The 15,326-nt window shown below is 46.9% G+C and carries 9 protein-coding genes; 3 read left to right on the top strand and 6 right to left on the bottom strand.

Going from position 1 to position 15,326, the window contains the following annotated elements; genetic code table 11:
* Positions 1 to 178: 178 nt before the first annotated feature.
* A complete protein-coding gene (gene gnd / locus PMG25_RS08510; RefSeq protein WP_283766472.1) occupies positions 179 to 1,597 on the bottom strand; it encodes a decarboxylating NADP(+)-dependent phosphogluconate dehydrogenase in 1,419 nt (472 codons plus the stop codon).
* Positions 1,598 to 1,768: 171 nt separating this feature from the next.
* Between gnd and PMG25_RS08515 the strand changes: the two genes are divergently transcribed.
* Together PMG25_RS08515 and ileS are read left to right on the top strand one after the other, a co-directional pair.
* Positions 1,769 to 3,283: a Ycf66 family protein gene (locus tag PMG25_RS08515; RefSeq protein WP_283766473.1), complete on the top strand. Its 1,515-nt coding sequence runs from the start codon at positions 1,769 to 1,771 to the stop codon at positions 3,281 to 3,283.
* Positions 3,284 to 3,399: 116 nt separating this feature from the next.
* Positions 3,400 to 6,906, top strand: a complete 3,507-nt coding sequence (gene ileS, locus PMG25_RS08520; RefSeq protein ID WP_430540953.1) for an isoleucine--tRNA ligase — start codon at positions 3,400 to 3,402, stop codon at positions 6,904 to 6,906.
* 93 nt (positions 6,907 to 6,999) lie between these two features.
* Here ileS and PMG25_RS08525 read toward each other — a convergent pair whose 3' ends face one another.
* The 4 genes from PMG25_RS08525 to PMG25_RS08540 all read right to left on the bottom strand — a co-directional run bounded on the left by PMG25_RS08525 (position 7,000) and on the right by PMG25_RS08540 (position 13,223).
* Positions 7,000 to 7,764, bottom strand: coding sequence for a PEP-CTERM sorting domain-containing protein (locus tag PMG25_RS08525; RefSeq protein ID WP_283766475.1), 765 nt, complete (start codon positions 7,762 to 7,764; stop codon positions 7,000 to 7,002).
* A gap of 526 nt (positions 7,765 to 8,290) precedes the next feature.
* Positions 8,291 to 9,871: a phosphoglycerate dehydrogenase gene (gene serA / locus PMG25_RS08530; RefSeq protein ID WP_283766476.1), complete on the bottom strand. Its 1,581-nt coding sequence runs from the start codon at positions 9,869 to 9,871 to the stop codon at positions 8,291 to 8,293.
* A 262-nt stretch (positions 9,872 to 10,133) separates the two neighbouring features.
* Positions 10,134 to 11,108: an L-histidine N(alpha)-methyltransferase gene (locus tag PMG25_RS08535; RefSeq protein WP_283766477.1), complete on the bottom strand. Its 975-nt coding sequence runs from the start codon at positions 11,106 to 11,108 to the stop codon at positions 10,134 to 10,136.
* Between the two features lie 195 nt (positions 11,109 to 11,303).
* Positions 11,304 to 13,223, bottom strand: a complete 1,920-nt coding sequence (locus PMG25_RS08540; protein WP_283766478.1) for a response regulator — start codon at positions 13,221 to 13,223, stop codon at positions 11,304 to 11,306.
* A 210-nt stretch (positions 13,224 to 13,433) separates the two neighbouring features.
* Between PMG25_RS08540 and PMG25_RS08545 the strand changes: the two genes are divergently transcribed.
* Complete coding sequence (locus tag PMG25_RS08545; RefSeq protein ID WP_283766479.1) at positions 13,434 to 14,180, top strand: thioesterase II family protein; 747 nt, start codon at positions 13,434 to 13,436, stop codon at positions 14,178 to 14,180.
* 158 nt (positions 14,181 to 14,338) lie between these two features.
* Here the strand turns inward: PMG25_RS08545 and rsmA are convergent, their stop codons facing one another.
* Positions 14,339 to 15,163, bottom strand: coding sequence for a 16S rRNA (adenine(1518)-N(6)/adenine(1519)-N(6))-dimethyltransferase RsmA (gene rsmA / locus PMG25_RS08550; protein ID WP_283766480.1), 825 nt, complete (start codon positions 15,161 to 15,163; stop codon positions 14,339 to 14,341).
* Positions 15,164 to 15,326: the final 163 nt, after the last annotated feature.

Raw genomic sequence — 15,326 nt, forward strand, 5'->3', positions numbered from 1 at the left:
GTAGAGAAGATGCAGACGACCTGAAGCGATCGCCGCCACCCTAGATCAAGATTACCTCACCAATTTAGCAAAATATAGCCCTGGGTGTTGATCCTGCATTCTCCATAGCAATTAGACCTGATGTAGGGGCGTTTCATGTCCCCAAGGGAAATGGCCGTTCGCCCCTACTAGGATGGCTCTATTCCATCCATTGACTATGGAAAAACTCCCCTCTCGGTTTATCAATCCGTTCATAGGTATGAGCGCCAAAGAAATCTCGTTGCGCTTGCGTCAAGTTTTGGGGTAAAGTCGCCCGACGATAACTATCAAAGTAGTCCAAAGACGCACTAAAAGCCGGAACCGGAATTCCCAACTGACAAGCCAGACCCAACACTTCCCGCCAAGCTTGTTGACGGTCTAGAATCGTCTGCTTAAACTCAGGAGCAAGCAGCAAATTAGGCAATCCCGGATTCTCCTTAAACGCCACCTTAATCTTATCCAAGAAGCCCGCACGAATAATGCATCCGCCTTTCCAGATGCGGGAAATCTCGCTCAGATTCAACTCATAACCAAACTCTTGGGAAGCCTTACTCAGCAGCGCCATCCCCTGAGCATAGGAACAAATCTTAGAGCAATAGAGAGCATCCCGAATCTTAGGAATAAACGCCTTGAGATCCCCATCATACGCGCTACTCGGCCCCGTTAACTCCTGAGAAGCTGCGACTCGCTCCTCCTTATAGGAAGACATAATCCGCGCATTCACGGCTGCGGTAATGGTGGGAATACTCACCCCCAATTCCAGAGAAGTCACCACCGTCCACCGTCCCGTCCCTTTTTGACCGGCTGCATCTACAATCAGATCGATGACATGCTGGTTAGTATCGGGATCGATTTTGGTAAAGATATCCCTGGTAATCTCAATCAGAAAGGAATTGAGTTCCTCGGTTTCGTTCCATTCCTTAAACACTTCATGGAGTTCAGGATTGGTTAAACCGACCGCATTTTTGAGCAAATCATAAGCTTCAGCAATGAGTTGCATATCACCATACTCAATGCCATTGTGAACCATTTTCACATAATGGCCCGCTCCGCCCTTACCAATAAACGTAACACAAGGGCCATCATCCACTTGGGCCGCAATTTTGGTGACAATCGATTCCAATTCTTGGTAAGCGGCTGGGGTTCCCCCTGGCATTAAACTGGGGCCATTGAGCGCTCCTTCTTCACCGCCACTGACTCCCATGCCCACAAATCCTAGCTTACAGGCTTCGAGATCTTGAGTGCGCCGTTCCGTGTCTTCATAGAGAGAGTTGCCCCCATCGATAATCATATCTCCTTCATCGAGTAAGGGCTTGAGACTATCGATTACTGCATCAACGGGTTTACCCGCTTTTACCATAATCAAAATTTTGCGCGGGCGATCGAGTTTTTGCACAAATTCTTCTAGGGTTTGGGCCGCTAAGAAATTTTTGCCCTTGGCTCTGGTAGCCATAAACTCTTCCGTTTTGGCATAAGTGCGGTTATAAACCGTTACGGGAAATCCATTGCGTTCTACATTCAGGGCCAGGTTTTCACCCATAACCGCAAGGCCAATTAGACCAAAACTTGGCTGTGTCATAAGTTTATATACTTGTGTAAGCAACAATTGCTTGCTATAACAGCAAATTACCTACAAGGTTAGCCCGATCTGTAAAATAGTCCTGTAAAGAAGAGATTAAGTCTGGGCCATCACGGTAAAATGACCCTGTAGGCTGTAGACAGAGAATTAATAACAGAGGGTTCAGCAGACATGGCACAAATTCTGGCATTGGCCGTTGGTTTGGGAAGTTTTGCCTTTTATATGGCGTTCTTCTTTTTTCCAGAGGTTTATCGGCACAAAAGTGATTTTATCTGGAGTGGGTTAGGTTTTCTCTATGCTCTAACCCTCTGGTTCTGTGCTGGACGGTTTACGGGTGCGGTGATGCTCGGCCAAATGGCGGCTGTTCCCTTGCTGTTGTATCTGGGTTGGGAAACCTTAACGTTGCGTCGCCAGTTAACGCCTGCGGGACAACAAACGCCTGTGGAAGCGGAGCAGTTAAAGCAGAATGGCTTAGGCGCTCTGAATCGTTTGTTGAAAAAAACGCCTGCTCCAGAGGTGGCTGTGCCTACTCCTGAACCTCCAGAAGCTGAAGCTCCGGTTGCTGAAGAGGAAGGACTGTCAGAGACTGCTGTTCCTGTAGGAAATGAGGAAACGGTAACTGAAGTCGATATAGATACTTCAGCAGAAGCGACTCCAGAACCTCAGCCAGAACCAGAGGTGAGGGAAGAGGGAGTAGAGTCGGATGAGCCGATAGAGGAGATAGAAGCGCAAGAGGAAAGAGAGGATGAAGAGGAGCAAGAGGCGATCGCCCCAGATGCTCCGGATAAGAGTATGATAGACTCTGCGCCAGAGCCTGACGACTTTGAGGAATCGGGTGAACCGGTGGTGACTGAAGCGCGAGTTCCTGCACCTTCACCGACTCCTCCAAAACCCCAATCTAAAACCCTATCGGGGTTATTGGGTCTGTTTAATGGTATTAAAAGTCGATTCCAAAAATCAAAACCGGAGGAAACTCCTTCTTCACAGGAAGAAAGCTTTACGCCAGAAGAGCCAGAAGTCTCGACTCCAACGCCAGAAACTCCAGAACCCGAAAGCACCGAGGAACCGGTAGCCGAAGCGCCAGTAACTCCTGAGACGGAAACAGTAGAGGAACCGGTAGCTGAAGCGCCAGCAACGCCTGAGCCGGAACCGGTAGCCGAAACTCCAGCAACTCCGGAGACGGAAACAGTAGAGGAACCAATAGCTGAAGCGCCAGCCACGCCTGAGACGGAAACAGTCGAGGAATCGGTAGCTGAAGTGCCAGCCACGCCTGAGACGGAAACAGTCGAGGAACCGGTAGCTGAAGTGCCAGCCACGCCTGAGACGGAAACAGTCGAGGAACCGGTAGCTGAAGTGCCAGCCACGCCTGAGACGGAAACAGTCGAGGAACCAATAGCTGAAGCGCCAGCCACGCCTGAGACGGAACCTGTGCAAGAGGCAGAAATTAGCCCAGAATATCCTTCTGAGCCAAAAAATGATGAAATTCCTGCTCCTTCGGGTTCAGACTTGCCTGAGACTGTTTCAGAGTCTGCTGAGACGACCGAAGAGGAGGGGGTGGAGTCCTCTATAGAAGCGGAAACTGAAGCAGATCTAGAAACCGATGAGGAAAGCGAAGCCGAATCGACAGACGATCAGGAGAGCAAACCCTCTCGTTCTCGGTCTTCCAGACGTAAAAAACGCAGATAAATGTCCAGAGAATTTAACTTAGGAAGGCGATCGCCCTTAAACGTCGATAAACTTCCCTGTTAAAATCTGACTACAGACTCATAACCCTTTTGTCCCTAACCCTTCCCAATAGCACCGTGACAGCAGCAAAAGACTATAAAACCACCGTCAATTTGCCCAAAACTGGCTTTGATATGCGGGCAAATTCCACCAAAAAAGAGCCGGAACTGCAAAAATTTTGGGCAGAGCATCAGATTTATGAAAAGCTCTCCCAAGAGAATCCAGGGGATTTGTTCATTCTCCATGATGGCCCTCCCTACGCCAATGGTTCTCTGCATATGGGCCATGCGTTGAATAAAATCCTTAAGGATATTATCAATAAGTACAAGTTGCTGCAAGGCCATAAAGTCCGCTATGTACCGGGGTGGGACTGTCATGGACTGCCGATTGAACTGAAGGTGCTTCAGGCTATGAAGTCGAATGAGCGCAAGCAGTTGACTCCCATTACCCTGCGCCAAAAAGCAGCCGAGTTTGCCCAAAAAACCGTTGATGAACAACGAGAAGGTTTTAAGCGCTATGGGGTTTGGGGAAATTGGGAGAACCCTTATTTAACTCTGACTCCGGAATATGAGGCGGCTCAAATTGAGGTGTTTGGGCAAATGGTACTTAAGGGCTATATTTATCGGGGTCTGAAACCGGTGCATTGGAGTCCCAGTTCTCGCACCGCTCTAGCCGAAGCTGAGTTAGAGTACCCAGAAGGCCATACCTCTGATAGTATCTATGGGGTGTTCCGGATGGTGCATCTCAATGATGGGGTGTTTGCCCAGCTCGATCCGTTTATGCCGGATCTGGGGGTAGGGATTTGGACAACGACTCCTTGGACGATTCCGGGGAATTTGGCGGTAGCCGTCAATCCACAGTTAACCTATGCAGTGGTGGAAACCCCTTGGGGCAAAGCGCCGAAGAAGACGAAGGGTAAGGGATTTGCCAAAGGGAGTGATGATGAACCGGAATCTACGGGTAAGGGGACTTTACCGAAGTATATCCTGGTGGCAGAAGGGGCGATCGCCCGCTTATCAGAAGAATTGGACGTGAAGCTAACCCCGAAGGCAAAAGTCAAGGGGCAAGATCTGGAGCATTGCACCTATCAGCATCCTCTGTTTAACCGGGAGTCTCCCATTGTGATTGGTGGTGATTATGTTACCACGGAGTCCGGAACAGGATTAGTTCATACAGCTCCGGGCCATGGGCAAGACGATTTTATGGTCGGCCAACGCTATGGATTGCCGGTGTTGTCTCCGGTGAATGATGCGGGTGATCTGACGGAATTAGCAGGTAAATTCGCGGGATTAAATGTACTCAAAGATGCGAATCCGTCCATTATCGAAGCCCTGACAGAAGCGGGTGCTTTAATCAAACAATCGCCCTATGTGCATAAATATCCCTATGATTGGCGCACCAAAAAACCGACAATTTTCCGGGCAACGGAGCAATGGTTTGCTTCGGTAGAGAAGTTCCGGGAAGCAGCAATGGAGGCGATCGCCTCGGTCAAATGGATTCCTGGTTCTGGGGAAAACCGGATTAGTGCCATGGTTGCCGAGCGATCGGACTGGTGTATTTCGAGACAACGGAATTGGGGTGTACCGATTCCGGTGTTCTATCACCAGGAAACGGGAGAAGCCCTATTAACCCAAGAAACCATCGACCATGTGAAAGGGATTATCCGCGAGCAAGGTTCTGATGCTTGGTGGAACCTGTCCGTAGAAGAATTATTACCGCCCAAATATCAAAAAGAGGCGCAGAATTACCGCAAAGGCATGGATACCATGGATGTGTGGTTTGATTCCGGCTGTTCCTGGGCGGGAGTAGCCGCATCCCGGAAAGAGTTGAAGTATCCGGTGGATCTCTATTTAGAAGGCTCCGATCAGCATCGGGGCTGGTTCCAGTCTAGTTTGCTCACCAGTGTGGCAACTCAGGGGATGGCTCCCTATAAGAGCGTGTTAACCCATGGGTTTACCTTGGATGAACAGGGACGGAAAATGAGTAAGTCCCTGGGGAATGTGATCGATCCGTTGGATATTATTAACGGGGGTAACAATAAGAAGGAGGCTCCCCCCTATGGGGCGGATGTGCTTCGTCTGTGGGTATCTTCGGTAGATTATTCTTCGGATGTTCCCATTAGTAAGACGATTCTGAGACAGCTATCGGATGTGTATCGCAAGATCCGCAATACCTCCCGGTTCCTGTTGGGGAATTTATATGATTTCGATCCAGAGCGCGATCGCGTCCCCTATGAGGAAATGCCAGAGTTAGACCAGTATATGTTGCATCGCATGGGGGAAGTATTCGCCCAAATCACCGAGGCGTTTGAAAGTTATCAGTTTTTCCGCTTCTTCCAAACGGTGCAGAATTTCTGCGTAGTGGACTTGTCCAACTTCTATCTGGATATTGCCAAAGATCGGCTCTATATCAGTGCAGAGCATGGTAAGCGTCGCCGCAGTTGCCAGACGGTGCTGGCGATCGCCGTCGAAAACCTAGCACGGGCGATCGCTCCCGTACTCTCCCACATGGCAGAGGACATCTGGCAAAATCTGCCCTACCAAACGCCCCATGAATCCGTATTTCAGGCGGGATGGTTAGCGAGTGAACCCTATTGGCACAATCCCCCGTTAGCCGAAAAATGGACAAAATTGCGCCAAATTCGCACGGAAGTGAATAAGGTGTTAGAAGGGGCGCGGAATGCGAAGGCGATCGGCTCGGCTCTAGAAGCCAAAGTTTTGCTCTATGTGGCGGATGCCCAGTTGCGGGAACTCCTAGAAGCCTTTAACCCTGAACTCTCCGTCACCCTAAAACCCCAACCGCAACCGGTGGGAGAAACCCCAGTAGGGGCGGGTTCAGAAAAGGTTGGCTCTTCCCACCCAGATCTGGGTGAACCCGCCCCAACAGAATCCACCCCGACAGAAGCCGGATCGTTGGGCGAGTTCATGGCAGTTGCCACCCGATGGTGGAAACAATGGCGGCAATGGGTAAAAGATTATCCCCGCGCCTTCTTGACTCTATTCGTCTTAGTCGGTGGAGCCGCCACGGTAAATGTAGGCTGGACAACGGCTCAATCGATGCTGAAGTTGCCCATCTTCTCCCTCCTGTTGGAACTGGTAGGCATTATCTATACCATCTGGTTTGTGCGTCAACGGCTGTTCTATGCCCAAGAGCGCTCCGCTCTCTTGAGTCAGGTGAATACCGCAGTACAAGAGTTTCTGGGAACTGGAAAAGCTTCCGAAACGGCAGAGGAGGTCACTTCGACTGAGGTCACTTCGACTGAGGTCACTTCGACTCCGCTCAGTGACCTCAGTGACTCCAGTGTAGAAGCGCCATCGGAGACTCCAGAAGCCGTCACTATTGGTAATGGAGTGGATGAACTGCGCTATCTGTTCATTACTTCCCAGGTGGAACTGGTGGACGATCGCCAGGCTGTAGAAGGGCTAGAGCATCAGGCAGTCACTGATACTCTGGGTATTGGTGTGGTGAAAGCAGAGGGCCAAAAATGCGATCGCTGCTGGAACTATTCCACCCACGTCGGCGAAAGCGCTGAACATCCCACCCTCTGCGAGCGGTGCGTTTCCGCCCTAGATGGGGACTTTTAAGACCCGGTTGTAGGGGCGAACGGCCGTCCGCCCCTACAGATTCAGTAAATAAACCAGCGCGAACCGCTATAAGTTGAAAGGAACCAGCAGAGTCTAGCTGAATTGCTTTTTCTTCAGGGTAACTATGCCGAAGGTTGTGCCTAGAAGTGTTCCTAAAACGGCTAAGGGTTCGGGTACGGAAGTAGGTGGAGGGGCAGTCTGGTCTATGGTGGGTGAAAAGTTGTTGAAGGCAAGACCAAAATATCCTTTTTTCGTGCCAGTAAATGAGATACTAATTTGACGGATATCTGATAGATCTGAGAAACCGAAACTCCAAGGCTTACCATCTAAACCTCCGGCAATATTGACTCCTAAAGGAGATACGATAGTTGCTAGAACTTCACGATTGCTATCAAATGCCTCGATTTTGTATTGCTCTGTATTGTTCAACCAGCCATCAATATCCCAGATTTCCCCAGATGCGGCTGTGACCGGTGAACTGTAATTGATAATTAAAGAATTAAAATCATTGATGGTAGATGGTTGACGTACAAAAAACTGGCCAAGTTGTTCTTCAAATCCAGGTATAGCTGTATCCCATCCTGCTTGACTTCCAAACCCCCGAACTGTATCATTTCCCACTTTTTCCAATACTACTGGCGTATCAGTCACACCATCACCATTGGTATCAAATCCAAACGTAATCCCAATGCCATCAATCAGGTAAGCCTCATCAAGACCTAATGGATGGTTATCAGTGGGAAGCTCGCCATTGGGTAGGGTTTCAAAATCAATTAAACTTGCTGCTGGTGCTGCATTTGTCCAACCCAGAACACTACCGAGGGTTGCCAGTACAACTAAACTGAGGGACTTATTCATCATCAATTCTCCTTAGCAGAATCATACAACAGAGAGCCAAGGCAGAACATTCCGTTTACTCTAAATCAGGAATAACCCGGAGAAGTTGCATCAGCCTCTATAGGGTTCTCAGGATTTTCTGGTCAATTTTATGCAAATTCGAGGTAAATTGTAATAAAAGTTTATAAACTATCTGATTTAAGTAACGTTTTATTGCATGTTTAGGTTACTCCTGAACAGCGCCAGGCGTTGTGCTGTGTTGTGAGATGTCTTCCCAGCGATCGCCATAACAACAGTTCATTACTTCCCAGGTAGAACTGGTGGACGATCGCCAGGCCCTAGAGGGATTAGAGCATCAGGCCATCACTGATACTCTGGGTATTGCTTCCCTTATGATTACCAATCCAATCATGTTCGGCTAATGGGTTAAGAAGCGGGCATGATGCCCGCACTCCTCAAATTCTTTGATAGGACTGGAGTGGGAGCATCTTGCTCCCTGGACTTTTAATTAAGGTATTTAATCGGAACGAAGCGCCATAAGTGATTCCTACAACATCACTGTATTGGCATCGCGAATCCCAGGAACCTTGAGAATTTCCTCTAAAATTCCCTCTGGTAGGGGATCGTCAATCGTTAATACCATAACCGCATCGCCGCGCACAATTTGCCGTCCGACTTGCATACTGGCAATATTGACATTAAAACTCCCCAACAGAGAGCCAATTTTACCGATAATCCCCGGCATATCCCGGTGACGGGTAAAGAGCATATGTTGATTGGGGGGTACATTAATCGGGAAGCCATCAACTGTGGTAATGCGAATTTCGCCATCACCAAGCAGTGTCCCGGTAACATCATGTTCTTCCGAGGGGCCTTTGGCTTGCAATAACAGAGACCCCCTATAATCCCGGATACTAGCATCGCGGGTTTCAATGACGCGAATTCCGCGCTCTTGGGCTTCGATGGAAGCATTGACGTAATTAACCCGCTCTCGCAACGCTCGTGAGAGTAACCCTTTAAGAGCCGCAATGACGATGGGTTGGCTTTGATTATTGGCTAGTTCCCCTTGTAGGCGAATATTGAGGCTTTCTACGCGATCGCCCACCAACTGACTGACCAGGTTACCCAAAGTTTCTGCCAATTGCAAATAGGGGCGCAACTGTTCCAGGGCATCCGGATGCAGTCCCGGAATATTCACCGCCGAGCGTGCCGGGAGTCCGAGCAGCACATCCCGAATTTGTTCAGCTACATCAACCGCTACATTCACTTGAGCTTCTGTGGTCGAAGCTCCTAAATGGGGCGTTAAAATCACCTCTTTACCTAACTCAGTTAAAGGCGATTCACCTAGGGGTTCATTGGCATACACATCCAGAGCCGCCCCCCCAATCTGACCGTTTTTGAGCGCCTCAGCTAGGGCTGCTTCATCAATAATTCCTCCTCTAGCACAGTTAATAATCCGAGCTGTGGGTTTCATTTTAGCCAAAGACTTCGCATTGATTAAGTTAGTCGTTTCTGGCGTTTTGGGAATGTGGAGAGTAATATAATCGGATTCTTGCATGAGAACATCCATATCCACGAGCCGACAGCCCAATTGATCGGCCCGTTCTGCGGAGATAAACGGATCGAAGGCAATGAGCTTCATGCCCATGGCTTTAGCGGCTGCGGCCACATGGGAGCCAATTTTTCCTAAGCCAACAATTCCCAGGGTTTTCTTATAGACTTCTGTACCGACAAACTTTTTACGTTCCCACTGACCATTTTTTACGGACTGGTTCGCATCGGGAATATGACGGGACAGGGATAGCATTAAGGCTAGGGCATGTTCAGCGGCCGCAATGGTGTTGCCTTCTGGGGAATTGACGACAATTACCCCTTTGCGGGTGGCAGCCGGGACATCGACATTATCGACTCCAACCCCAGCACGACCGATAATTTTCAGTTGGACTGCTGCTTCAATGATTTCTTGGGTGACGCGGGTTCCGGAGCGAATCATGAGAGCGTCATATTCGGGAACGACTTTCACCAGTTCCTCGACAGGTAGGCCGGTTTTTACGTCAACCTGGGCAACTTGAGATAGGATGTCTATTCCAGCTTGATCGATAGGATCGCAAACGAGAACTTTAGGCATGATAAGGGGATAAAGTGATGAACAAGTTGTTGAGTGAGATGGACAGGGAATTCAGGATAGAGAGAGCATAGGTCAAGTGCGATCGCCGACGCAAAAAAAACGCCCGACCCATTCACTGATGACCAGCGATCGGGACAACCGTAGGTTATTGTAACCCTAAAACCGGCCCAATCATAATCTATGGGTCTGCTCTACCCTAAACCCTTGCCCAAAGCCACACGATCCTAATTTAAGTCAAAAATACAACGATCAATTCCGGGCTTTAACCTTGAAAAAGATGAGCCGCCATCCGATTGTGATCCCCTAAAATATAATCAATAGACTTGTATCCGACAGAAGCGATCATCGATTTAAATACATCAGGGGGATATTTAAAAGAACTCAAGGTATGAACTTTCTGCCCTTTTTCAATGACTACAGTGTGTCCTTGAATTTCAATATTTTGCGTTTCAGTTGCCGTCAAAACATGCTTGAGATCGTGAGTTTCAGATACCCATTCTGGTTTATAACTAAAGGCTTCTGGTTTCATTCCCACTGCACCCGAATCCCGATCGACACGAAACATAATGTTCTCCATGAAAACAGCCATTTTTGGCGTATCATAGGCCTTCATCAAAGAAACTTCATCTTGGTTAGCATCATGAACCAGGAGTAAATAGTGGGGTTTACCAATTAATTCCTTGATATGAGCGATAAAAACGGGAACTTCTTCTTTTCTCAAATTGGCAATGGTACTCCCCTTGAATAAAACAACCGGTTTTTCATATTCGGGTAGAGTCTCCAGTTGCGTGAAGTCTTGCTGCATTCCTTCAACCGAAATCTTAGGCAGTTCAGCCCGAATCACTTCCACAACTTTATCTACAAAATCCTGGGAAATATCAATTCCCAAGTATCCGTTTAATTGCTCGCAAGAGCGCAGCAGGGGCAAAGTTTTCAGACGGATACTGGTTTCACTGCCAGGCCCTAATTCAATGAATGTCGCATTTGCACCAAGTTGTTGGGTTAGAAGATGTCCTTTACTTTGGAAGAGTTCCGCTTCGTACTTGTAAAGGTAATAATCTTCTTCCCCCTTTAGCATCTCATTGTACAAAATACCACCTCGAACGGGATCATTGGCATCTTCAGGAGTTCCATACAGATAAGGCCATAAATTACCACTCAGTTTCCCCAGTAAGAATTCCATCGCATCTTGCTCAAGCTTATTAATGACTTTTTTATCTCCAGTTTTGTTAGTCATCATTTTTTTGACTTTATCCATACACTTTCCTATTTAATCTAAGCATAAAATGAGATTTTATAACTTTTTTTTATTTTTTCTTTAGAAAACAATTGAAGATCGATAAAAGCCACTCAAGTAGGCTCTCAATCACGTAGACAATCGAGGCTTTTTAAGTATAAATATAAACCTAAATAACATAGATAAAGTAATCTTTTATTGACGAGATGGGCTTTGAGGAAGGTTGATAATAAAGGTGGTTTCTTCTGGCGCAGAAATACACTTAAGGCTACCTCCATGTTTTTCGACAATGATTTGATAACTAATAGCCATACCCATCCCTGTACCTTTTCCTACTGGTTTGGTGGTAAAAAAGGGGTCAAAAATTCGGGCTTTAACCTCTGGAAGAATGCCAATTCCATTATCACTAATCTCAATTTTTGCTTGCCTTAAATCCTGGAGCCATTGGGTTTTAATGTTGAGGGTATAAGGAAAGTTAGGCTCTTGTTTTTCCGCTTGATATCGTTCCTGTAGAGCATCAATACCGTTCATCATAATTTGCATAAAGGCTTGATTCAGTTCTCCGGCAAAACAATCAAGTTTGGGTAATGAGCCATAGTCTCGTTGAACTTGGACTTCTGGCCCATGGGTTTGATTGCTTCTAGGAGAAGGCTGAAGTTTCAGACGATTGTTTAAGATGGTGAGTACGCTTTCAAGTTCGTCATGAATGTCTACGGTTTTGAGTTGGGATTCATCTAAATGGGCAAACCGACGTAATGAGTTAACAATTTTGGTAATTCTTTCGGTTCCACTTTTCATGGAAAGGATGACGTTAGGTAAGTCGGTTAGGGTAAAGTCAATTTCGAGATCGGCAATAAGTTGGGTGAGGTGAGCGGGAGGGTTGGGATAGGATTGCTGATAGGAATAATAGACTTGAATCAGATCTTGGATATAGCTTTCTAGATGTTCGATGTTACCCATGATAAAGCTGACTGGGTTGTTGATTTCATGGGAAATTCCAGCCACCAGTTGCCCTAGGCTGGACATTTTTTCGCTTTGAATGAGTTGAATTTGGGTGGTTTTAAGTTGGTGGAGTGCTTGAGCGAGATCTTGGGTTTGTTGTTGCAGTTGCAGTTCACTTTGTTTACGTTGGATGAGAAGACTAATTTGGCTGGCGATCGCCTGAACCAGGGCAACGATATTTAATTGACAAGGGGTGGGTTGACTTTGGTAAAATATCAAGATAGCCATCACCGTTTGATTCACCATAATGGGAATGCCAAAGGCGGATTTTAATCCAATTGGAAGGGCGGAGGATTGCCGGGTATATAAATGTTCAGAGTTTTGAGTAAGATCTTCAATCCATTCTAGGGTTTTAGTTTGCCAAATTTTTCCGGGTAATCCTTCTCCCAAGGAAAACTGCAAGGTAGCACTGAGTTGACAAAAGGATTTAAAGGTCGGATGATTCGCGAAAGGATTGGCAAGATAAGATAAGGTTTGGGTGTCTTCCTGGGGTAACCACGCTTCTCCATAATCCCAGAAAATGTGATCGCAAATACTTTTGATGATTTGGGAGATCGCCTTTTCCCAAGTGGAAGCTTGGGTTAAGTATTGAGTCACTTCTAACAAGAGCCGAGTTTCTCGCTCGGCTTCTTGGAGTTGATGGTTTTTCTGGAGTAAAATTTTATTTTTGTCCTGAAGCTTGAGATTTAAATCTGTCAACTTCAAGTGATGAGCAACCCGAACCAAGACTTCTTCGGCTTGAAAGGGTTTAGTAATATAGTCTACGGCTCCCAATTGAAAACCTTTAACTTTATCGGCTCCTTCATTGAGAGCAGTTAAGAAAATAACAGGTATTTTTTGCGTGTCCGGATTCTTCTTTAATTGTTCGCACAGAGCATATCCATCCATTTCGGGCATCATGATATCTAAAAGAATCAGATCTGGCACAAATCGGGTTAGACTCGCTAGGGCAAATTTAGCATTAGGGGCAAAGCGTACATCATATCCTTCATTTTTCAGTAGACTTTTCAGCAGGCGCAGATTTTCCGGTACATCATCAACCACCAAGATTTTGCTGGCTTCAGGATTGAAAATCTCGTTCTCTTCAGGGGTTGTCCTGTTGCTATCTGCCATTACTTTAACCCATTAATTTTCTGACTGAATGCTTACTGGGAAGCACTGAGGACTATCCCTCTATCTTAAATGAAGGAGCAGAACCTAGGGAAGGGAACCGATGGAGGAAATTCAGGTGTGTCCGTTAGACTGGGGATTTTAGGGTAAGATGCAACGTAGGCGATCGCTTGAATGGTTATTCTCTTTGCTTGTTCACTCTTAGTGTATTCTATGGTTGCATCCTACCCATCGACTCCGTGGATTATTCCCCCTCCTCAGCGCTTTGATGCGCCCTTGCGTCTCTTTTGTTTTCCTCCCGCAGGAGCAGGCGCTCTGTTCTTTCGTCCTTGGTTAACCTATAGCTCCTCGGACATTGAACTTTTTGTGATTCAATTACCGGGTAGGGAACACCGGTTAAAAGAACCTTGCTTTACTGACTTAGAGCCGTTAATTAAGGCACTTACGGAAGCGATAATTCCTAGTTTAGAACCAGGAAAGTTTGCTTTTTTTGGCCATAGTATGGGTGCTTTAATTGCGTTTGAACTCACCCGTGAGTTGCGTCGCCAAGGTTGCAGTTTACCAGAATACTTATTTGTTTGTGGTCGCCGTGCGCCCCAAATTCCGATTGATAATCCCCTTTATCTGCAATCAGATGCCATCTTAATTGAAGCTCTGCGTCAATACGGAGGCACACCAGACGCGGTGCTGCAAAATTCGGATTTGATGGAGTTGTTTTTACCCATTTTTCGGGCAGATTTAAAGGTGAATGAGAACTATCAGTATCAATCAGAACCGCCGTTAGAGTTGCCGATCGCCATGTTTGGAGCAATCAACGATCCGGTGGCGACTGCCGAGCAGTTTGAGCAATGGAAGCAACAAACCTCTGCAAGGTTTGATTTACAGCTATTTGAGGGCGGTCATATGTTTTTTAAGGATGATCCTGAGCTGCTCTTAAAGCCGATCTTTGAGCGGTTATAGCGCTTCGCGCTAGGGAATAGGGAATAGGGAATAGGGAATAGGGAATAAGGTCGGAGAATGGGATCAGCCCTGGCTATAACGAAAGATATCGAACCAGCTATCCATGCCGTTTTCCAGGATTTGTAAATACTATAGCGCTACGCGCTATAAATTGTCGTTTATAGGGGCGTATCCTGTAAGGTATTACTGAGCTGAACCCAGTTTTCTAGGCTGAGGTCTTCGGCGCGGGCTTGGGGATTGAGGTTGAGTTGTTCTAGGATAGCGGTGAGGCGATCGCTCTCAATCCTCGATTTTAAGTTATTGCGTAGCATTTTCCGCTTCGAGGAAAAGCCCAGAGTGACGATTTGTTCTAAGTGACGGGGGTTATGAGCGGGCTGTTCTAAGCTGCGGGGGGTTAAGCGAATGACGGCAGATTCCACTTTTGGAGGCGGATAAAAGGCTTTTGCCGGGACAGGACAAATGAGTTGGCAATCGGCTAAATACTGGACGCGCACCGATAATGCACCAAAGGCTTTGGTACTGGGTTTGGCGACTAGGCGATCGGCGACTTCTTTTTGCACTAAGAGAACAATGCTATCGTAATTTTTTGGCACAGGTGAAGCAATTTTTCCCAAGAGTTTTTCTAAGATCGGGCCGGTGATATTGTAGGGAATGTTAGCAACGACTTTGTTGGGATGTTGAAACAAGGGATAGGGGGAAAGCAGATTCTCTAAATCTAAGGCGAGGATATCCCCTTGCAGGAGGATGAAGTTTTCCGAGGCTCCTAACTTTTTGACTAATTTTTTGCACAGATCCCGGTCAATCTCTACAGAAACCACCGCTTGGGCTTGGGCAATCAGTTGGCGGGTTAAAATTCCTGTGCCTGGGCCAATTTCTAAGATGCGATCGGTGGCTTGCAAATCAGAAGCTGCAATAATTTTATTCAGAATGGCATCACTGTTGAGCCAATGTTGGGCAAAGCGTTTGCGAGGTTTAATATTCATGTTGGAATGGAAATAAATTTTCTATTGACCACCAACGACAACTATACAGCAGTTTTTTCTGCTATGAGGTATACAGCGCTTCGCGCTAGGCAAAAGGCAAAAGGCAAAAGGCAATAGGCAATAGGCAATAGGCAATAGGCAATAGGCAATAGGCAATAGGCAA

The organism is Roseofilum capinflatum BLCC-M114 (assembly GCF_030068505.1).
Taxonomy (GTDB): Bacteria; Cyanobacteriota; Cyanobacteriia; order Cyanobacteriales; family Desertifilaceae; genus Roseofilum; species Roseofilum capinflatum.